We start from the raw sequence: 22,096 nt of genomic DNA, 5'->3' as shown, positions 1-22,096 counted from the left end.
TAACGTTTCTTTAAGATGAAGAGAAACTGACAGTGAGGGGAAAGAATGGCGGCGGTAGAAGTCTTTGGTGGTTGTGTGCTACAGGGTTCGGTACGAGTATCCGGAGCGAAAAACTCTACAACTAAGCTGCTTGTCGCCTCGTTATTGTCGGATCGCAAATGTGTTTTACGCAATGTACCGGATATTGGAGATGTACGTTTAACTGTTGAGCTATGTCAGTCTTTAGGTTCTATAGTACATTGGGATAAACAGGCGGAAGTTATAGAAATTCACACTCCTGAGATTCGTGTGTCTGAGGTATCTACGCAGTTTTCTCGGGTAAATCGCATCCCCATTTTATTATTGGGAGCCCTGCTTGCACGTTGTCCCGAAGGTGTTGTTGTTCCCTGTGTTGGGGGGGATGCTATAGGAGAAAGAACTCTGAACTTTCATTTTGAGGGGTTAGAGCAGCTTGGTGCGAAAGTTTCTTATGATGGACATGGATATCAAGCTTCTGCTTCTAAAGGTCTTGTAGGGGCTTATATCACCCTCCCTTATCCTTCTGTAGGCGCTACTGAGAATTTGATATTGGCCTCTGTACGCGCTCAAGGTAGAACGATTATTAAAAATGCCGCTTTAGAAGTCGAAATCCTTGATCTTATACTGTTTTTACAAAAAGCTGGCGTGGAGATCACCACAGACAATGATAGGACTATAGAAATTTTCGGTTGCGATGATTTCTATGAAGTAGATCACTGGGTGATTCCTGATAAGATAGAAGCCGCATCATTTGGTATGGCTGCAGTCCTTACCGGAGGACGCGTTTTTGTAGAAAATGCCGAACAAGATTTGATGATTCCCTTTCTTAAAACCTTGCGCTCTATAGGTGGGGGATTTTCAGTTACAGAATCAGGAATCGAGTTTTTTTATAATGAGCCGTTAAGAGGGGGAGTTGTTTTAGAAACAGACGTTCATCCCGGATTTCTTACGGATTGGCAACAACCTTTTTCTGTCCTTCTCTCTCAAGCTGAGGGATCTTCAGTAATTCATGAAACAGTACATGAGAATCGTCTAGGGTATTTACGTGGTTTGCAGCAAATGGGAGCAAATTGCGAGCTATTCTATCAGTGTTTAAGCTCAAAGGCTTGTCGCTATGCCACAGGGAATTTTCCTCATAGCGCTGTTATTCATGGAGTGACTCCTCTAAAAGCTTCACACCTGGTTATTCCTGATTTGCGGGCAGGGTTTGCCTATATTATGGCCGCTCTTATTGCCGAAGGGGGACCCTCCTTAATAGAAAATACCCAATTGTTAGATCGAGGATATTATAATTGGGTAGAGAAGTTAAACTCTTTAGGAGCAAGGATCCATTTATTACATTTAGATCCTGTAGCTCCCTAATCTTACAACCTGTCTAGAGTTTGTAATCCTAGTAAATGCATTCCTGTAGCTAAGGTCTTTTCAACAAGAGCACAAAGATATAGGCGCTCTTGTTGATAAGGAGATCCCTCGATGTGACAATCCCTGAAAAAGGCATTGAACTTGTTCGTGAGCATATAAAGATAATCTGTTAGGAAATGCGGACAAAGTTCTTTAAGAGTTACATCAATAGCTTCTGGAAAGCGCAATAGGGCTAAAGCTAAAGCCTCTTCAGCAGGCTCTTGGATGTTTACCACGGCTTCTAAGTTTAATTTTTCAATGTTTAATCGTCGTTTTATCCCTTGAATACGTACGTAAGCATAAAGAAGAAACATCGCAGTATTTCCTTCAAAACGGAGCATCTTCTCAAAGGAGAAGACATAATCACTCACACGGTGTGAGGAAAGATCTGCATATTTGATAGCATTGATACCAAGAATAGGCGCACGTTGAGAGATTTCTTCCTCGGACATTTCCGGGCGGTGTTCTTTTAGGGTGGCTACGGCTTGATCTACAGCTGTATTTAATAATTCCTTGAGCTTGATATTCTCTCCAGAACGTGTTTTAAATTTTTTCCCTTCAGAATCAAGGACAAGACCAAAACCTACATGAGAAAAGGTTTCTTTATCGCGAAGGTACCCAGCAGCTAATGCCGTAGCTTCTAGAAGTTGGAAATGTAAGGATTGTCCCATATCAGTGACAATGATGATTTTATCCGCATGGTCTTTTTCTACGCGATAACGCATAGCAGCTAAATCTGTAGTCGCATAGTTATAGCCGCCATCACTTTTCTGAACCATTAGGGGAATAGAAAATCCTTCGTGGAAAACACATTTAGCATTATCAGAAACCGTGATGAGTTTTTTATTTTCTAAATCTTGGATAATCTCAGGAAGAAAAGGATTATAGAAAGACTCACCACGTTTTTCTATAGCAACACCTAAAATATCATAAATCTTTTGAAAAGCGCGCTCAGAAATTTCACAAATGTGTTTCCATAAATTTAATGCTGAGGGATCCCCAGATTGTAAAGCAACAACATTAGCTTGCGAGCGCTTTTTAAATTCCACATCCTCAGCAAAACGTGCGTGTGCTTTTTTATACAAAGCTGTCAAATCTTCAAGATTTCCCACATCTTCAGAGGCTTCTTCTTGAAGATAGGTGATTAACATGCCAAAAGCTGTTCCCCAATCACCAATGTGATTCAATCTTAAAACATCATTGCCAACAAAAGAAAATACACGAGCAAGGCAATCTCCTATGATTGTAGAGCGTAGATGACCCACATGCATATCTTTAGCAATATTTGGAGAAGAAAAATCTATGACGATTTTTTTAGGATCCTTAACGCAAAATCCTGAAGATAAATCTGCAGAAAATGTCTCCAAACGCTGTTTTAAAAATTCTTTGGAAAATGTGAAGTTAATAAAACCTGCACCAGCAACTTCTACAGAAGAAAAGTTGTCTTTAGGAAGGTTGTTAACAATCGCCTCAGCAATAGCTCTAGGAGCCATTTTTAATGTGCGATCAAGTTTCATCGCATCATTACATTGATAATGACCGAAATGTTCTTTAGTGGATTGTGTAATGTCGGGAGAAGGATTTTCTACTTGAGGAAACGCTGATAGAGTTGCTTCTCGACATAGAGAAGATAAATAAGAAAGAAGAGTCATACTATTTAAGGTACCTCTCCAATACAGCCGTTTTCATACCAAGTTTTTAGCTCCGCTATTTTGCTCATAATTCTGTCGGTCGCTATCTGATAGGTCTCCTTAGAACTTAATGTCTCATTGCCAATCAAATCGTCAAAAGTTAATGGAGTACCAAAAACACATGTGACTGTTTTCCAAATTTTAGGGAATTTTTGATAACGATTGAAAATATCGTAGGTTCCTCCAACATAAACTGGCACTACAGGAACTCGAGATTTAATGGCGATCAACCCAACGCCGATTTTCCCAGGAAGCAGCTCTCCTGTAGGGCTGCGTTCTCCTTCGGGATAAATGATCAGCTTTTTTTTCTTTTTAAAGAGTTCAAAAGCAGCTTTAAATGCTGCAGAATTTCCCCCGCCCCTTTTGACAGGATACGACCCCCATTGTCTATGTAACCATCCTGTGAACCGATTGCTAAATAATGTGGAGCGAGCAAGATGATGCATACAACCACGAACTGATAACTGTAAAGCTATAGGATCAAGGTAGGAATTGTGGTTTGCAGCAACGATAGCGGCTCCTTTAACAAGATTCTTTTTCACTCCATAAACTTTATGTCTATAGAGTAAGGAAAAAACGACTCTAGTAAGGAATTTACAAACTGTAAATATCATGGCATTTCAGGGGAAACTAAAGCTAAAATTTTCTCTAGAACTTGGCTTATTGTCAAATCTGAAGAATCTAAAACAATAGCTCCTTCAGGAATGACCAAAGGATCATGAATACGTCGGCTGTCTGCTTCATCACGCTTTACAAGCTCAGCGTGTAAAGCTTCTTGCGATAGAGAGCCCTTGGGTAAGTCTTTCAGCCTTCGCAAAGCTCTTACTTCAGCACTTGCTGTTAGAAAAATTTTTACATCAGCATCGGGGAACACTTTAGAGCCCATGTCTCTTCCCTCAAAAACACAGTTGCCCAATTCTGCATACTTTCTTTGTAGTTTATGCATAAAAGAGCGCACCTCAGGAAGCTGAGAAAGTCGCGAAGCAGCATTTGCTACTTCTTGAGTTCCTAATTCCTCAGATAAACGATGCCCGTCTAAAAAGGCTTCCAAGGGTTGTTCTGAAATAAATGAAAAGGAAAAAGGAGGATTGTCTATGAGTTCTTGAATAGAAAGACAATTCCAAGGCTCTTGCAAGTGCGTGTAGGCTAGGGTGCGGTACATAGCCCCCGTGTTACAATAATTAAATTTTAATCTCTGTGCAAGCGCCTTTGCCACCGTGCTTTTCCCTGTTCCTGAAGGGCCGTCTATTGTAATAATCATCTTAGAAACATAGATTTTTGCGTGATCAAAAGCATAATATATACAATAGGAGTAGAAAGTAATAGAGAATCTAGAGTATCTAAAGTGCCTCCCACAGCTTTTAGTTGGTTACTATTTTTAATTTTCGCATCTCGTTTGAAGATAGATTCAATGATGTCGCCGAAAAATCCACTAATTCCCAAAATCAATCCTAATACAATTAAAATGCTTGGCATAGTGATATAGCTAGAGAACCTAGAGGGAATTTGTAAATAGAAAGCTACGCTAATCAATGTAGCGCCTAAACATCCTGAAACAAAACCAACTACAGTTTTATGAGGGCTGATTACAGGGGTGATTTTCTTTTGACCAAACGCCTTTCCAAAGAAATAACCGAAGATATCAGCTCCTTTTGTTGTGGCAATGAGAAAACATGCCCACCACACACCTAAAAATGGCTCATTGGTATGAATGAACCCATACAGTATTTGTAAAAACAAACGCACGGGAATACCCACGTACAGCATGGAAAATAAAGTGATTCCTGAAGTCTCTAAAGGACCGCAGGTTTTTTTCCTCGATCTAAAGACATTAATCACTACCCAAGCGAATAGGAAACACCAAGGGATTGTTGAAATAAATTCTGGAAGAACATGATGCCAACGAATCGCAATAAAGCTGGTTAAGACAAAAATAAAAGATCCTATCGCACTATAAAGACGGTAAGCGTACAGCATCTTAACTTTGGCCATGGTCCCATATTCATAGGTTCCTACGGCACTACAAAGAGCAGAGATAAATCCTAAAGCGAAAGATGTTATAGGAAATAAGGAACTGTAAAGAAGAAGTACCAAGAATGTAAGAACCAACGAATGTACAACAACTCGTTGGAAAAGATCCCCATAGAAAGGAGTTTTAAACTTATTCAGTTTCAACATGGCTACCTGCCTCCTCGTCGCGCTCTGTGTTGGTAAGCTTTAATAGCATCTAGAAGATGATCGGGTTTAAAATCCGGCCATAAAACATCAGTTACATATAGCTCTGTATATGCTATTTGCCACAAGAGAAAATTACTGACACGCATTTCGCCACCAGTGCGAATTAATAAATCAGGATCAGGGATTTCTGAGGTATCTAAATACAAGCGGATCAACCCCTCTGAAACAGAGTCTAAAGATATTTTTTGATCTGATAAATCTTGATGCAGTTTCTTAAACGCGCGTACAAGTTCGTCTTTCCCGCCATAATTAATTGCTAAAACAAGTTCTCTTCCCGAATATTCCTTAGTTTGCGATGTAATCTTAGCAATTTGTTGTTGTAGGTGTTTAGGTAAAGCTAGCAGGTTCCCTATACAGCGCAGACGGATTTTATTTTCAATAAGATGGGGAAGCTGCTCATCCAGTTGGGAATGGAAAAGAGAAAAAAGTTCTTCAACCTCTTCAGTTGACCTGAGAAAATTCTCTGTAGAAAAAGCAAATAAAGTGAGAACCTCAATACCTAAAGAAAACGCAGATTCAATAATATCAGGCAGGGCTTTGGCTCCGTAATGATGCCCTGAGGAATGTTGGATAGATCTTAGTATTTGATGTCGCTGATACCAACGACGATTGCCATCCATAATAATGGCTACATGCCTCGGTAGAGACTGCGTTGATGGATCAGCTTGATCCGCCTGTTTTAAGGTGAGAGACATATTTACATCGTTAGTTGTGCAGTGTGAGTTATGGCTTGGTTTCAAAGACAACAGATAAACCCCTTTTTAAGCTAAAATCGTAGATAAAAAGCCTTGTAGGTTTCTCGAAATGCAAAACAACCTGACAACAATTTAAAAAATTGGAATCCCGAGAGGCATAGTAGAAGAAACACCATATCTTGACAAGTTGACATTCTTAAATCAATGTCGTCTTCCCAGAAGGGGAAAGCCTTACAAATTTCAAGGACGACTTCTAACGAGTGATTTTGAGGTTGTTGGTCCTAGGGGAATTGTCTTTGAGTTTTTACTCGATAGAGATAGCACAGGCCCGTGTTTTTTATCTCGACTATAAAAATATTTCTTAAAATTGATGTCGGATTCAATGCCTTGATTTCCTCTACCATTTTAATCTAGGACTTTCATCTTAAGGCGTACGTATGAAAGATCTGCGCAATTGTATAAATATAAAATTGATAAAAATTTTTTGTTTGGAAGATCCTAGCAGTTTTTTATTTCTTTGATTTGTTATACTTAATTGCATTTAAAGGTCATTATTTTCAGTCGCGAGACAAATATTTCAATTTTATAAGGTTTTTTAAATGAAATTGCCTCGAATGAGTTTTGGGCACCTCCCAAAACCCGCATTTATGTGTACGAAAGAAAAGGGCAGGGTTCATTACATTCCTACTGCTCGGCACGCAGCTAGAAAAATCACTGCAGGGCTCCTTTCATTATTAGGGACCGCAGCATTTTCCTGTAGTGTGCTTGCTGCAAGTATGTGTCAAACTTTCCTCCCCTGCATTGGGTTGTTAATTCTTGGGATTCTGCTATGCATTGTTGCGTATTGTCAATATGCCAAAGCCTGGACGCGTATAGAAATTCCAAAGTTACATTATCGTAAACCTAGCATCTCCTCCATAACAGAGAAAGAGTACCTCTCTTTATTAAGGCGGCTGCGTTTTCTATCTCCGGGGATGTACTGTCATCAAGTAAATAGAAAGATTTTTATCTGTGAAGGGACTAAAGAGAATTTAAGGAAAATTTTGGCAAAAAGAGCAGATAAAAAGAACGGAACAATTTTGATCCAGGAATTGGATTTAGATGCAATCAGAAGAGGTCAATTAGAAACGGAAACAGTGTATCAAGACGTGTTTCAACTTCCTACAGCTATGAAAGAGTGTGTCAAAAATTCTTTAAAAACAAGTTGTAGGCAAGAGAAAATGGTATCCTCACCTTGGCTGGATAGAGACCACGGGCCCGTTCCTCAAGAAGTCATTTACACACATATTCCTGGAGTGCGCCAAGAAAAATCGCCAATGGATGTTTCCCTACTTTCAATATACACAGAAGCCTATATTCAAGCTTTCAAGGCTTCTATCGAGAGAGTTGTTGTTTCCCGCATTGTAAATAAAGAAGGGATTTGTCTTTTAGTTTCTCCTTTAGGAGTTGTAAAAGGGTTAAGTGACGAAGCGCTGCATGCTGTAAAAATACTTTCTAAAACAGCTTTTCTACAAGCTGTGGAATCTTTGGCAATGGAAGCCGTACTTCCTGAAAATAAATCCAAGCTTCCTATCACTATAGTTCTTGTTGATCCCGACAGCGTGGCTCCATTGAGATCAGTGGATACTAATGTCATGTTTTCAAGTCGAGAAAGTTTATCCTTCTCCGACTTTGTCCCTTCAGATTCTTCGTGGTGCCGCGTGATTTGATCTTCCCCAGAGATAATCCTCGGGGAAGATAGATTTTTGATAAAATGCAAATCACAATTAAACAAGATATGATCCTGACGTAGAGATGTGGCTTGGGATTATAGAGACAGCTTTGAAATAAATTACTTGTTTAAATTCCTAAATCGGTCTTCATTTGACGATTTTATTTTCAATTGCTATTTTAGTTCATTAGTATTTCTATTCAAAATATTCGCTAATTTAAAAGAGCTACACAATGAAACAGAGATTCGGGCGTAATTTAAGTATAATTATTTGTGTTTTTGGATTGGCTCTGTACTATGTGTTGCCCACATGTCTTTACTACTCTCGACCATTAAATAAAAAAATCGATGAGAAAGAAGCGCAACAAATTGTTCGTAGATTAACAAAACAAGTTGCTGAAGCGCGTAGTGATATTATTCCCAGAGTCTCTTCAGTGCTGTCTGCTTTGAAATTAAGAGGACACATTACACAACACCCCAGCATTCCCGGTGTGGTGAATGTACATTTTAAAGACAGAGCAGATGCGTATACCTTTCTTGAAAATATGGTTTATGGCGAACCTACTGTTCCTATAAAATCTTCGCGTTTATATGTTCTAGGGTACGACAAGAAGGATGGAAACGTTGTTCAAGTTACTGGATCGTTAACTACAGCATTAACTGAAAAAGATTTCTCTTTTGTTTCTTACAACAGAGAAGATACTGAATCTGGAAGAGAGATTTTAAATACTGCTGCAGCTTTAATCACCTTGGCTCCTTCTGGAGCATGTTCTTGCGGCTACACATCAATTTGGAATACGGCATCTATAGAGAAGGTTGTACAATTAGCAAACAACCTAGCATCTGGTTTGGACATTTTTCCCGCATCCAAGACCTCAGCTTTACTTAATTATTTTTTCTCTTCTGAGAAAGATTATTCCGCGTTTTTAACACGATTAGAAAATTTGTCCTCTGATTCTACTCTATCTGAGCAACAGCAATCTGTTTTGCGAGACGAGTTTCAACACTTGAAGGCAAGAGTTCAAAGATGGAAAAAATCTACCATGAGTCTTGTAGATAACTCTTTGAATTGTAGTGCGGTATCACCTTTTTTCTCTTCCATAGAATTTTTCGCTAAGGAAAGAAAGCTAGTCTTTCGTCTTGACCCTCGTGTGCTAGCTAAACGTGATGAGTTGTCTGCAGAACAACGACTAGATTTTGATTCCTGGTTAGGTAGAGAAAAGCAAAGATTAGCTCATAGACTGCAAAAGTCGGCTCAAGAATCTTCACAAGAATTTGCTTTTAACCTAAGTGATAAAGATACGAGCGGAAAAATTGTTTTGCATGGACAGCGCATCTATCAGGGAACTGTCGAACATCTAGCTACATTAGCTTTAAATAGACCTCCAGCACAGTCGTGCGATCTTATTCGAGAACATTTCCCCATATATTGTCGTCTACCTAAAGAAAGTGATTCCTTCGGATGTTTTATTTTTTCTCCAGAGAAAAGTTGCGCGCATTTTTCTCAAGGTTCTGTTTACGTCGTTCTTAAAGGATTACGTTCTGTCGCAGCCAAATACGAGAAGGGGACGGAAGAAGAAGCAAAAATTTTTGATCAGGACTTACAAAATTTATATAATTGTTTTGCTCACACAGATGTGACCCCATGGAGCATCGGAGACGATGAGGTTTTAGAAATTAAAGAACCTCTACAGAGATTTTTCGATGTTTGGGGAGAGAATTTTGTTGTTGATAGTGAAGGGAAAACCGCAAGTCTTGAAGTTCGCGATGTTCGCGATCGTTTAGAAACCCTAAATTGTATCGAAAAGCATCGTCAAGAAGAGTTGGTCCGCTGGCATGAACAATACCGACAATCCAGTTGTTCGATAGATCCACAACTTCGTATACGCGCTGCTGTACCACATCGAAATGCTTTTTTAGAAAATCTCAAGCTAAATATACGAAAGTACTCTCGTGGAGATAGTGTTCTTCGCTTGGGGATTGATTTCATCGGCGGAAAACAAATTCGTTTAGCTTTCAAAGACCATCAAGGAAAGCCCATTGCCGATAAAGAGGATATACTTAAAGTTTCCGACGAACTCTATGCTCGTTTGAATAAATTAGGTGTTGCAGAAGTTGAAATACGTAGAGAAGGGGATAATGTATATTTAAGCGTGCCCGGATCCGAGAAAATTTCGTCTGAGGAAATTTTAGGCACCTCACAAATGACTTTCCACGTAGTCAATGAGAAGTTTTCTTATTACTCTGCTCTTCGATATGAAGTTCAAAGATTTTTGGATTACCTATGGTTTACAGCGCAAAGTCAAGAAGCTACGTCTCCAGAAGCTATCAATAAGTTGGCTAGTTATATCTTTAATAATCAAGAAATTCGGTTGCCTACGAGTGTTAGAGATGCCATAACCAAGTTACAACAAGAAGGTCTTGCTTTCCCAGAAGTTGGCAGCGATGCTCCCTCTTCTCATTTGGATACTACGTATTCAATGATTGCTATTAAAAAGGATAGAGAAGATAAAGCGAATCCTTTGATGATTGTTTTTCGCAACTATGCTTTAGATGGCGCTTCTTTAAAAAATATTCGTCCAGAATTTGCTATAAGCGAAGGTTACATTTTAAATTTCTCAGTAAAGGATTCTACAATAGCTCAAAAAGCTCATAACGTCTCTCCTACTGAGAGTTTCCATGCATGGACTGCTGCCTATTGTCAAGAGGGGATAAACGGTACGACTAATAGTCAATATTCCTCGGGAAGAGGCTGGAGAATGGCCGTGGTTCTTGATGGGTATGTAGTCAGTGACCCAGTATTAAATGCTCCATTAAAAGATCACGCCAGCGTTTCTGGGAAATTTTCTCATCGTGAAGTTAATCGTTTGGCTACTGATTTAAAATCGGGATCCATGTCGTTTGTCCCCGAAGTTTTAATCGAAGAAGTTATCTCCCCCGAATTAGGGAAACAACAGCGGACTCAAGGGATTATTTCTATACTCCTAGGCTTGGCTGTTTTGATCATTTTAATGAGCGTCTATTATAAATTCGGCGGGGTTATCGCCTCGGGTGCTGTTATCCTTAATCTTTTATTAATTTGGGCTGCTCTACAATATCTTGATGCACCGCTAACCCTTACAGGATTGGCAGGAATCGTGCTTGCTATGGGCATGGCTGTAGACGCTAACGTGCTTGTTTTCGAGAGAATCCGAGAGGAATATGTATTATCTCGCAGCCTTTCGCAATCTGTAGAAGCTGGGTATAAAAAAGCTTTCGGCGCTATTTTCGACTCTAACCTTACAACGGTCTTGGCTTCGCTTCTTCTTTTAATTTTAGATACAGGACCTATTAAAGGATTTGCTCTGACTCTTATCATTGGGATTTTTTCTTCGATGTTTACTGCCCTATTCATGACGAAGTTTTTCTTCATGGTTTGGATGAATAAAACTCAAGAAACTCAGCTGCACATGATGAACAAGTTTATCGGTATCAAGCACGATTTCTTAAGAGAGTGTAAAAGACTTTGGATGGTATCCGGAAGCGTTATTTCTTTAGGATGTGTTGCTCTAGGTTTTGGAGCTTGGCATTCCGTTTTGGGAATGGATTTTAAAGGAGGTTATGCTCTTACCCTAAACATGGCTGAACAGAAATCTGTAGATGTTACGCAATTTCGTCATACATTAGGGGATAAATTCAAGCAAGTGGGCTTATCTTCAAGAGACTTTAAAATCACCACTTTTGATTCCTCTGAAAAGATCAAGATCTATTTTAGCCAGAATGCATTAGCAAGAGTACAGGCCCCAGAGATAAAAGTAACCGAGGCTTTTGATCCTCATTTATCTGTAGTTATGGGTATACTTTCCGATACAGGGATAGATATATCTTCTGATAGCTTTAAAGATACACAAAATTTCTGGTTTAAAGTTAGCAGCCAGTTCTCTAATAAAATGCGTAAACAAGCTTTCATAGCCTTGATGGGAGCCTTGTTCATTATCTTGCTTTATGTGAGCTTGCGTTTTGAGTGGCGTTATGCATTCAGTGCTATTTGTGCATTGATTCATGATCTTGTGGCTACTTGTGCTGTATTAGTCGCTACGCATTTCTTCTTAAAAAAGATCCAAATTGATTTACAAGCAGTTGGAGCTTTGATGACCGTTTTAGGGTATTCGTTAAATAATACTCTCATTATATTCGATCGTATTCGTGAAGATCGTCAGGAAAAATTATTTACACCCATGCCGATTTTAATTAACGATGCACTACAAAAAACCTTGGGAAGAACAGTAATGACCACAGCAACAACACTATCGGTCTTGTTGATTTTACTGTTTGTCGGTGGAGGCTCAATCTTTAACTTTGCTTTCATCATGACAATAGGTATTCTCTTAGGTACACTATCATCTCTATACATAGCACCGCCTCTTCTTCTATTTATGGTTCGTAAAGAGGAAAGACAACGGCTATAACTTTAGGTTATCGCCGTTTGGGTACGGAAGGATGAGAAAATGCTCTTTAGACAACTAGATTTCTAAAGAGTTTACGGCGCGAAAATCTATGGCAAGTAAAGTTAATTCTTCCATACCCAGTCCCATCTGGGTATACCCCAAGCAGAATCCTATATTGCTTTCTGTAATTATAAAGGAATTGCATCTGCATCCAATAGCTGCACAAATCTTTGTCTCTCGAGGATTTCAAACTGTAGACGAAGTCCGTGACTTTCTCTACGTGCATCTATCTAACCTTCACGATCCAGAACTCCTACTTGATATGTCTAAAGCCATAGAGCGCTTGCTTCTTGCTAAAGAGCGCAATGAGCATATTATGGTGTATGGGGATAGTGATGTTGATGGAATATCAGGAGTTGCTCTTCTTGTAGAGTTTTTAAAATCTATAGATGTAAGAGTCAGCTATTGCTTTTTAGGGGCCTTATTAAAGCATTCTGGGGAGCCCTCTTCATTAATTGCTAAGATGAAAGAAGAAGGGATTTCTCTCCTAATCACAGTAGATTGTGGTATTACCGCGGGGAAAGAAGTCAGCGACATCAATAAACAGGGCATAGATGTAATTATTACAGACCACCACATGCCTACGGGCAAAATTCCTCATTGCATAGCAACGTTAAATCCTAAGTTAAAAGATCGCGCCTATCCGAATAAAGAGTTAACCGGTGTGGGTGTTGCTTTTAAGCTTGCTCGCGGTGTTCTTAATGCGTTAGAGAAAAAGAATCCCTCAATAAAAGTTGATCTAAAACGCCTGTTGGATTTAGTCACCTTGGGAACTGTAACTGATGTGGGAACCCTTTTGGGAGAAAATCGCACTATGGTGCGTCATGGTATCAAAGAAATATCCAAAGGATCGCGATTAGGACTACACAAGTTATGCGTTTTTTCGGGAGTCAAACCATCTGAAGTTACCTCTACTGATATTGTTTTAAAAATAGCTCCGAAGCTTAATAGCTTAGGAAGACTTGCAGATGCTTCTAAGGGGGTGGAATTATTGCTCACAGAGGATCCAGAAGTTGCTAATGATATCATTCAGTATCTCGATAAAATAAATAAGGAACGACAAAAGATAGAAGCTGATGTTTTTCACGATGTGCAAAAAATTCTAAAAAGTAATCCCAGTATTGTGAAACAAGCGGCTATTGTATTGTCGTCTAAGGAATGGCACTCTAGAGTTATCCCGATTATTTCTGCACGCCTAGCTAAGGCCTATAATAAGCCTGTAGCTATTATTTCTAATCAGGGAGGGGTGGGTAAGGGATCATTAAGAACCATAGGTTCTTTCCCTCTTCTCGGGATATTACAGAAATGCTCCTCGCTATTTGTATCCTACGGTGGACATGACTTTGCCGCGGGAATTATCATTAATGAAGACCAAATAGAACCTTTTAGAAAGAAGTTTATCCATCTTGTCAATTCGTCATTAAAAAAGGACAAGGCTGTTATCACACTCTCTCTAGATGCCCGAGCCGAATTTGACGAGATAGATCATGATTTGTTGTCCTCTATAGACCTTTTCGAGCCTTTTGGGAAGGGCAATCCTGTACCTATATTTTATACTGTAGTGCGTCAGGTACGCTATCCGAAGCTATTACCAGGAAACCACCTTAAACTCTATATTAACCATGGAGAAAGGAATCTAGAGGGCATAGCTTTTGGATTGGGAGATCGGATAGATGCCCTAAAAGCTAATTGGAATAAACCGTTAGAACTAGCCTATACCCCACGTTTATCCAAATCTTCTAATGGAGGAGTCATCCATTTGTTGGTGCGAGATTTCCGTATTCTTCCACTAGATAAAGATACCGTAGCAAAGTTTTAATTCTTTGAGCGTGAAAATATTATTCCTGATGATTATTTTCCTAACGCTTTTTTCTTGAGTTTTTCTACGAGCTCGTTTTAAATTATTCACCCAGTTTTATTGCCGCCTGGATGCTTTCCTGAGCTCATTTCCTCACGACATTTTGGCTAACGACAGAAACCCTAGGTATAATCCAAGATTAGTTATCTTTTCGTACAGTACGCTTCCTCAAAAAAAGATTAAGTAGTCTGGGGACTTAAACCAGTTGTAAAAAGTTTTTTTAAGCAATTCTCCCCCAGGTTATTTATGGAAGAATGATTAACAATGAATTTCTTCATGAATTTTATTTTGAACTTTTTCTTAGTAATAAGAAGAGTTTAATTTAAATAGACGAATAAAAACATTTTCTTTGTTTTATTCCATATTTTTTTTTAAAATGGTCGCCTTTAACACCCATACTCGTCAGCAGATATGTTTTCAGTTACTCAATCATCTGTTACAGGCAATTCATTGTGTACCTTAAAACCCCACCCCGAAATTTTGATGTTCTCCTCAAAAGCAGCTCTTCAGGCATATGAGAGAAGGACTCGCTATCCGGTGTTGTACAAATTACTTGATGTTATCCACAGCATAATTAAGTTAATTATTCGAATAATTTTGTTCATCCCCCTGGGGTTACTGTGGGTTTTGGGGAAAATTTGTCAGAATGCATTGCTTCCAGCTGCCGGGGGAGCTGTTTCAGGGCGGTTGTGTTTTGTTAGAAAATTGCTACAAGAAGCTTTTCATGCTCGCATAAAACATTGGGTGGATGAGGGGTATGCAAGCTCTGTAAATCGAGTGCCTATTCAAAGTGATGATCTATTTATCGATACTTTAAGTATTACATTCCCAAAAGCGAGAAAAGATCGCTGGATGCTCGTTTCCCTAGGGAATAGTGAATGTTTTGAAAATAGGGCCATTCTTCGCCACGGTGATGATTGGATACTCAATGTTGCAAGGCAGTCTGACTCCAATGTGTTAGTATTTAACTATCCTGGGGTTATGCATAGCAAAGGCCCTATCTCACGCGAATCGCTAAGGAAAGCTTACCAAGCTTGTGTGCGTTATCTTCGAGACTGTCCTAAGGGTCCGCAAGCAAAACAAATTATTGCTTATGGATATTCTTTGGGAACTCTCGTACAGGCGTTGGGATTAAATGAAGAGATTACAGATGGTAGCGATGGCGTACGGTGGTTTGTGATTAAAGACCGTGGACCAAAGGCGGTCTCAGCAGTTGCCTCACAGTGGTTGGGCAAAATAGGTGAACTAACGATCAAATTGTTGGGGTGGGAGATAAACTCGGAAAAATTAAGCCGTTCCCTGACTTGCCCAGAATTATTTATACACGGAGTGGATGGCCACTCACGATTAATAGGAGACGGTTTATTCAGCAAGAATAATTGTTTTGCGGCACCGTTTTTAAGTTCTAATACCTCTAATCTTCCTGGGAAGAAAATCCCGGTAGGAGAGCAGAACCTGGTGCACCAGGGAATTCTTCAAGAGGAAACTGTACAAGAGATAGTTGCACACATCTTGGATCACTTTGAGACGGGAGACTCGAATGGAACATCCGTTAATGGGGAACAACTTTAACCTAACGAACATGTATATTTACCTGGGTAGAGAATCTTTTACGTAAAAGATCCTCTATGGCACTGTTGTCTTTGCCTTAGATTTGTTTTCAAAATTAAGGTGATTAATTATTCGTATAAAGTGGCTGAGGCTATAAAAGTACGATTCAAAATACTTTAATTACAGTTGAATAGATTATTTAAATAGATGGACGGCTTAACGGAGAAAAATGAACGCTATGATAATACAATCTGTTTTTTGCCCGTCTATTTCATGTTCGGAGAGGTATAGGTAGGTATTTCTAAACGCCTAGGTAAAGACTGTTGAATCAGGAAGATTAAGATTCAATATGAACATTTCCTAAAAACATTCCCAATCTTAAAAGCATTAGGGGAGAATGATTTACGCTCGAAGGCACTTGTTTTACTGTTCTCGTCTGCATTTTTAATGTTAAGAAATATTAATAAATGATGGGGAGTTTTAGTTTTATTAAGATTTAAACTAAAAACATCAACTTTGTATTAACAAAAAGCTTGATTAATAAAGCTTTTCTTAGGAAAATACTTATTTAAAAATTTCTAAAAATTAAGGAAGAACTACTAACTATTAAGGTTGTTTTAATTCTAGAATATGTTGAGGGGGGAGGTTTGCTAACGTATGGAATGCATACAACATGAAAGCTGTTTCGATTTAGACGACAGAGAAGATGCACAGCCAGTGGAAGCACAAGAGGGAACCGAAATGGTTTCTATCACGCAAGCTGCAAAATTGCACAATGTGACACGTCAAGCGATTTATGTGGCGATCAAACAAAAGAAACTAAAGGCTTCTAAAACAACTCGATGGGAAATAGATCTTAAGGATTTGGAAGACTACAGACGTAACCGTTATTCGAGGAAGAAATCTCTTTATCAAGGAGAGCTGCTCTTTGATAACGAAAAGGGATACTATTCTGTAAATCAAGTGGCTGATATTTTAGGAATTCCGGTGCAAAAAGTTTACTATGCTACGCGTACAGGAACTATGCGAGGAGAACGCAAAGGCGCTGCTTGGGTTGTCAATCAATCAGAGATAGAAAGATATAAGAGAGAGTATTTAAGCAAGCAAACAGCAAAGAAAATGAAGGATACTGAGGTTGTTGAATCTACTACAGCTAATCTAGAAGATACTGTTTCTTCTGGAACCCTCTTGTTTGAGAACAATTAGTTCATACTTACCTCCTTCCGCTCCTAGCTACCGTTTTTGCCTCTTTCGCCTTTCTAAGATCTCGTATTTTTGTTTTCTGTTTGAATACATATAGATTAGGTCTGTATGTAAACTTGCATAGAAACTCTGTAGCTTTATAAGAGGTGCAGAGTTTTTATTTTTTTGGTTTTTTTCTAATGTGGCTTGGAGACTCTTAGAGAGGATTTCTCTTGAAGAAATAACTAGGTTCGAGGTATCAAGTCTCTTTCGTCTTAGGATTAAAAAAGAATGGCTTGGGAAAACGTACGTGTTAGAGTCGCGCCGTCGCCTACAGGGGATCCCCATGTAGGGACAGCCTATATGGCTTTGTTTAACGAAATCTTTGCAAAACGGTTCAAAGGGAAGATGATCCTGAGAATCGAGGATACGGATCGAACACGCAGCCGAGATGATTACGAGAAGAATATTTTTTCCGCCCTTCAATGGTGCGGTATTCAGTGGGACGAAGGACCCGATGTAGGAGGCCCCTGCGGTCCCTACAGACAGTCAGAACGTACCGAAATCTATAAAAAGTATGCCGAGCTCCTGTTAAAAACGGATTACGCTTACAAGTGCTTTGCTACACCCAAAGAACTTGAGGAAATGCGAGCCGTGGCCACGACTCTGGGGTATCGCGGGGGATACGATCGAAGATACCGCTATCTTTCCCCGGAGGAGATAGAAGCACGTACTCTAGAGGGGCAACCCTATACCATTCGGTTAAAAGTTCCTCTTACTGGCGAATGTGTTCTCGAAGATTACTGCAAGGGTAGAGTTGTTTTCCCCTGGGCAGATGTCGATGATCAGGTATTGATCAAATCTGACGGTTTTCCAACATACCATTTCGCTAATGTCGTAGACGACCATCTTATGGGTATTACTCACGTTCTTCGTGGAGAAGAATGGTTGAGCTCTACACCTAAACACCTGCTGCTCTACGAAGCTTTTGGTTGGAAAGCTCCCACATTTCTTCACATGCCTCTGCTCCTTAATCCGGATGGGACAAAACTCTCTAAAAGAAAGAATCCAACTTCTATTTTCTATTATCGTGACTCCGGTTATGTCAAAGAAGCCTTCGTAAATTTCCTCACCCTTATGGGCTATAGTATGGAGGGAGACGAAGAGGTATATTCTTTGGAGAAACTTATCGAGAATTTTGATCCTAAACGTATTGGAAAGTCTGGCGCAGTTTTCGATACCCGCAAACTGGACTGGATGAATAAGCATTACCTTACTCACGATGGATCCCCAGAACATCTATTATCTAGGCTGAAAGACTGGTTGATCAACGATGAGTTTTTCTTGAAAATTCTTCCCCTCTGCCAATCTCGGATTACAACCCTAGCAGAGTTTATAGGATTCACAGGATTTTTCTTTTCTGTTCTTCCTGAGTACACAAAGGAAGAGCTCTTGCCTGCAGCGATTTCTGCAGAGAAAGCCGCGATTCTTCTTTATAGCTATGTAAAATACTTAGAAAAAGCCGATCTATGGGTTAAAGATCAGTTTTATCAAGGATCTAAATGGCTCTCAGAAGCTTTTCAAGTGCATCATAAAAAGGTAGTTATACCTTTGCTCTATGTGGCAATTACCGGGAAAAAGCAAGGACTGCCCTTATTTGACTCTATGGAGTTATTAGGAAAGCCTCGTACTCGCATGCGTATTGTTCACGCTCAAAATCTCCTTGGAGGAGTGCCTAAAAAGGTACAAGCTGTTATCGATAAGGTTCTCAAAGAAGAGGATTTTGAGAGTAAGACTCTAGAATTCTAGGGTTTCCTAGTTTGCACACTACTCACCTGTATCTTGCAAGACAGAATTCCACGTTTTACCGATAGGATGCTAGGAAAACTGACTTAGCTAGGGAAAATTTTAAAGAATTTGCCTGTTTAGTTAGAGGAATATCTCTTTGCGCGAGAATATAGCTGCGAGGAGGGGGGGCGTAGGAACAGCTGGAAATGAGAAGAGATGTGCAGAAAAAAACGTATAAAAAAGAAAACATTCTCATTTCCCATCTCCTTATTTGTTTAAATGTTAGAACAATATTTGTTTTAATATCTATTTAATTAAAAGTGTTGTTGTTGTAATAAAAACACAGCGCCCTGATATTCAGGAGTTTAGGGAGAACAATAACTCTCCCTCTTATCAATAAATTTAGCCTAAGTTGTTTGTAATAACTTCCTTCCAACCTTTTCTAGAACAAAGTTCTATTTATCCAGAGTTTTGTAATTAGAGATCTAGTTTTATTTTTTTCTAAGAGAAAAAGATTTAGTTTAAGAAAAATATAAGTAGAAAAAAGAATTGATAAAATTTTTATTTTCTATTGTAATATTGTTCATGGGAATAAGCTTTATTAATTATTAAAAACTGAAAGGGTTTTTAATAAGAAATCAAGCGCGTTAAGTTTTCTAATTAGAAAGGAGTTATAAATTTATGAAGAAAGCTGTTTTACTAGCTGCAGTATGTTGTGGTGTTTTTGGCTTAAGTAGCTGCTGCCGTATTGTAGATTGCTGTTTTGAAGATCCTTGTGCGCCTAAATCCTGCAACCCTTGCAACGCTTTCAACAAGAAAGATAGCGGATGCAACCCCTGTGGAACTTACACACCTTCTTGCTCCAAGCCTTGCGGCGGTGAGTGCAATTCGGGAGCTCAAGGACCTCAAGTTAAAGGTTGTACATCTCCAGACGGCAGATGCAAACAATAGGCAACAGTTCTTATCTGTTTACTTAAATTGATCGGGTAGTTAGGAGGTAAAGTATTTCCCTGCTAACTGCCTTTATAAAAATAAACTTAAATGTTGAGGGTAAGAGTTCATAACTTTCTACCCGATGGCAGAAGAAAAAACAACACACGCGATAGGAGATCCCTATGTCCAAACTCATCAGACGAGTAGTTACGGTCCTCGCGCTAACTAGTATGGCGAGTTCATTTGCCAGCGGGAAGACAGAGGTAGCTGCTGCAGAGTCTCTTGTTACAAGATTTATTGCCAGTGCCGAAGCTTCTGATAGCAATATCTTGCAGACAACAGCCAAGAAAATTAGATTCGGCCGTAATAAAAATCAAAAACCTGAGCAAAAAAATAATAACGCTTTCTGTGATAAAGAATTTTATCCTTGCGAAGGCGGTCAATGCCAATCATCCGTAGACACTAGACAAGAATCTTGCTACGGCAAAATGTATAGTGTTCGTGTTAACGATGATTGTAACGTTGAAATTAGCCAAGCTGTACCTGAATATGCAACAGTAGGATCTCCTTATCCTATTGAAATTCTTGCAGTAGGTAAAAAAGATTGCGTTAATGTCGTTATCACTCAACAGCTTCCTTGCGAAGTAGAATTTGTCAGCAGTGATCCTGTGACAACACCTACCTCCGATAGCAAATTAATTTGGACTATAGATCGCTTAGGTCAAGGTGAAAGATGCAAAATTACCGTTTGGGTAAAACCTCTTAAAGAAGGTTGCTGCTTCACAGCTGCTACTGTATGTGCTTGCCCAGAGCTTCGCTCTTATACCAAATGCGGACAACCTGCTATTTGCATTAAGCAAGAAGGCCCTGAGTGTGCTTGCTTACGTTGCCCAGTTTGTTACAAAATCGAAGTTTGCAACACCGGTTCTGCCATAGCCCGCAGTGTTGTTGTCGATAACCCTGTACCAGACGGTTACACTCACGCTTCAGGACAACGTGTTCTTTCCTTCAATTTAGGAGATATGCGTCCTGGGGATTCTAAGTGTTTCACTGTAGAGTTTTGCCCTCAAAAAAGAGGAAAAGTCACTAACGTTGCTACCGTATCTTACTGCGGAGGACATAAATGTTCCGCTAACGTAACTACTGTAATCAATGAGCCTTGCGTACAAGTCAATATCTCCGGAGCTGATTGGTCTTACGTATGTAAGCCTGTAGAATACACTATTGTTGTATCTAATCCCGGAGATCTTAAACTTTACGATGTTGTTATAGAAGATACCGCACCTTCAGGAGCTTCAATTCTAGAAGCTGCGGGAGCAGAAATCTGCTGCAACAAAGCTGTATGGTGCATTAAAGAAATGTGCCCAGGAGAAACTCTTCAATTCAAAGTTGTGGCTAAAGCTCAAACCCCAGGTAAATTCACAAATCAAGTTGTTGTAAAAACTAACTCAGATTGTGGAACCTGCACATCTTGCGCAGAAGTTACAACACATTGGAAAGGTCTAGCAGCTACCCATATGTGCGTAATCGATACTAATGATCCTATTTGCGTAGGGGAAAATACAGTATACCGCATTTGTGTAACCAACCGTGGTTCTGCTGAAGATACTAACGTTTCGCTAATCCTTAAGTTCTCTAAGGAATTACAACCCGTTTCTTCTTCAGGACCAACAAAAGGAACGATTACAGGTAATACGGTCGTATTCGATGCATTACCTAAACTCGGTTCTAAAGAATCTGTAGAATTTTCTGTAACATTGAAAGGAGTTGCTCCTGGGGATGCTCGCGGAGAAGCTATTCTTTCTTCGGATACTTTAACAGTACCTGTCGCAGATACGGAAAACACACACGTTTACTAATCTTATTCTTTTTAAAAGTTGGTAAACGAAAAAGCCGCCTTAGAGATAGTCTAGGGCGGCTTTTTTTGTGTTTTCAAAGCTTCCCAGAGATTCTGATTTTTTCCCAGAGATCCCAATAAAAGCTTACAAATATTCAATTAAAAATTTTAATTAATGCTTGCCTGAGTTAAACTTTTTCGTCTTATATGTTTAGTGAGGAAGCTTAAGATGAAATTAGGTAATGCAACTAGTGAGCCTCTAGTTGATCTAATCCAACCAGGATTGGAAGAAGTAATACAAAATGATGCGGCACAGGTATCCTTAATTAATTCCGTATTGTCATGGTGCAGAGTACACATAATTGATCCCATAAGAACATCAAAAATAGTACAGTCGAGGGCTTTCCAAATTACTATGGTAGTGCTCGGAATTATCTTACTTGTTGCGGGCTTGGCATTGACCTTTGTCTTGCAAGGGCAGATTGGTAAAAATGCCTTCTTGTTCTTAATCCCTGCGATTATCGGTTTGGTTAAACTGCTTGCAACCTCGGTGTTCATGGAACAGCCTTGCACGCCAGAAAAATGGCGCTTATGCAAACGTCTTTTAGCAACAACTGAAGATATTTTGGATGATGGTAAGATTAACCAGTCGAATACGATTTTTACTATGAATAGTAATGATCCGGAGTCTTCTAAATCATAGTTG

Annotated in this window: 15 protein-coding genes; 10 read left to right on the top strand and 5 right to left on the bottom strand. The window is 39.4% G+C overall.

Annotation, left to right across the window (positions count from 1 at the left end; translation table 11 throughout):
- The first annotated feature begins 45 nt into the window (after window positions 1-45).
- A complete protein-coding gene (gene murA, locus CF_RS04185; protein ID WP_011458383.1) occupies window positions 46-1,380 on the top strand; it encodes a UDP-N-acetylglucosamine 1-carboxyvinyltransferase in 1,335 nt (444 codons plus the stop codon).
- A 2-nt stretch (window positions 1,381-1,382) separates the two neighbouring features.
- Here the strand turns inward: murA and argS are convergent, their stop codons facing one another.
- From argS to CF_RS04160, 5 genes are read right to left on the bottom strand one after another with little or no spacing between them, the layout of a single operon-like run.
- Complete coding sequence (argS, locus tag CF_RS04180) at window positions 1,383-3,071, bottom strand: arginine--tRNA ligase (RefSeq protein WP_011458382.1); 1,689 nt, start codon at window positions 3,069-3,071, stop codon at window positions 1,383-1,385.
- A 5-nt stretch (window positions 3,072-3,076) separates the two neighbouring features.
- The gene (locus CF_RS04175; RefSeq protein ID WP_011458381.1) at window positions 3,077-3,724 is read right to left on the bottom strand and encodes a lysophospholipid acyltransferase family protein; all 648 of its coding nucleotides are present in this window, start codon (window positions 3,722-3,724) and stop codon (window positions 3,077-3,079) included.
- Window positions 3,721-4,371, bottom strand: a complete 651-nt coding sequence (cmk, locus tag CF_RS04170) for a (d)CMP kinase (protein ID WP_011458380.1) — start codon at window positions 4,369-4,371, stop codon at window positions 3,721-3,723. The genes CF_RS04175 and cmk overlap by 4 nt, the downstream gene beginning before the upstream one ends.
- Entirely contained in the window at window positions 4,368-5,288 is a 921-nt protein-coding gene (locus tag CF_RS04165; protein ID WP_011458379.1) for a CDP-archaeol synthase, read from the bottom strand. The genes cmk and CF_RS04165 overlap by 4 nt, the downstream gene beginning before the upstream one ends.
- A 2-nt stretch (window positions 5,289-5,290) precedes the next feature.
- On the bottom strand, window positions 5,291-6,043 hold the full coding sequence (locus CF_RS04160; protein WP_011458378.1) for an isoprenyl transferase: 753 nt from the start codon (window positions 6,041-6,043) through the stop codon (window positions 5,291-5,293).
- Window positions 6,044-6,642: 599 nt separating this feature from the next.
- Between CF_RS04160 and CF_RS04155 the strand changes: the two genes are divergently transcribed.
- From CF_RS04155 to CF_RS05140, 9 genes are all read left to right on the top strand, one after another.
- Complete coding sequence (locus CF_RS04155; RefSeq protein WP_011458377.1) at window positions 6,643-7,752, top strand: hypothetical protein; 1,110 nt, start codon at window positions 6,643-6,645, stop codon at window positions 7,750-7,752.
- Between the two features lie 235 nt (window positions 7,753-7,987).
- The gene (locus CF_RS04150; protein WP_011458375.1) at window positions 7,988-12,202 is read left to right on the top strand and encodes a protein translocase subunit SecDF; all 4,215 of its coding nucleotides are present in this window, start codon (window positions 7,988-7,990) and stop codon (window positions 12,200-12,202) included.
- An 88-nt stretch (window positions 12,203-12,290) separates the two neighbouring features.
- A complete protein-coding gene (gene recJ, locus CF_RS04145) occupies window positions 12,291-14,060 on the top strand; it encodes a single-stranded-DNA-specific exonuclease RecJ (protein WP_011458374.1) in 1,770 nt (589 codons plus the stop codon).
- A 450-nt stretch (window positions 14,061-14,510) separates the two neighbouring features.
- Entirely contained in the window at window positions 14,511-15,671 is a 1,161-nt protein-coding gene (locus CF_RS04140; protein ID WP_011458373.1) for a CPn0927/CPn0928 family alpha/beta hydrolase fold protein, read from the top strand.
- Between the two features lie 636 nt (window positions 15,672-16,307).
- On the top strand, window positions 16,308-16,856 hold the full coding sequence (locus CF_RS04135; RefSeq protein ID WP_011458372.1) for a helix-turn-helix domain-containing protein: 549 nt from the start codon (window positions 16,308-16,310) through the stop codon (window positions 16,854-16,856).
- Between the two features lie 267 nt (window positions 16,857-17,123).
- A complete protein-coding gene (gltX, locus tag CF_RS04130) occupies window positions 17,124-18,641 on the top strand; it encodes a glutamate--tRNA ligase (RefSeq protein ID WP_011458371.1) in 1,518 nt (505 codons plus the stop codon).
- Between the two features lie 660 nt (window positions 18,642-19,301).
- Window positions 19,302-19,571, top strand: coding sequence for a small cysteine-rich outer membrane protein (locus CF_RS04120; protein WP_011458369.1), 270 nt, complete (start codon window positions 19,302-19,304; stop codon window positions 19,569-19,571).
- Between the two features lie 164 nt (window positions 19,572-19,735).
- The gene (gene omcB, locus CF_RS04115) at window positions 19,736-21,412 is read left to right on the top strand and encodes an outer membrane complex protein OmcB (protein ID WP_011458368.1); all 1,677 of its coding nucleotides are present in this window, start codon (window positions 19,736-19,738) and stop codon (window positions 21,410-21,412) included.
- A 207-nt stretch (window positions 21,413-21,619) separates the two neighbouring features.
- Window positions 21,620-22,093, top strand: a complete 474-nt coding sequence (locus CF_RS05140) for a cysteine-rich outer membrane protein (RefSeq protein WP_050711614.1) — start codon at window positions 21,620-21,622, stop codon at window positions 22,091-22,093.
- Window positions 22,094-22,096 lie beyond the last annotated feature (3 nt).

It is taken from the genome of Chlamydia felis Fe/C-56, from assembly GCF_000009945.1.
Classification (GTDB): domain Bacteria; phylum Chlamydiota; class Chlamydiia; order Chlamydiales; family Chlamydiaceae; genus Chlamydia; species Chlamydia felis.
This window is presented reverse-complemented; position numbering and strand designations above follow the sequence as displayed.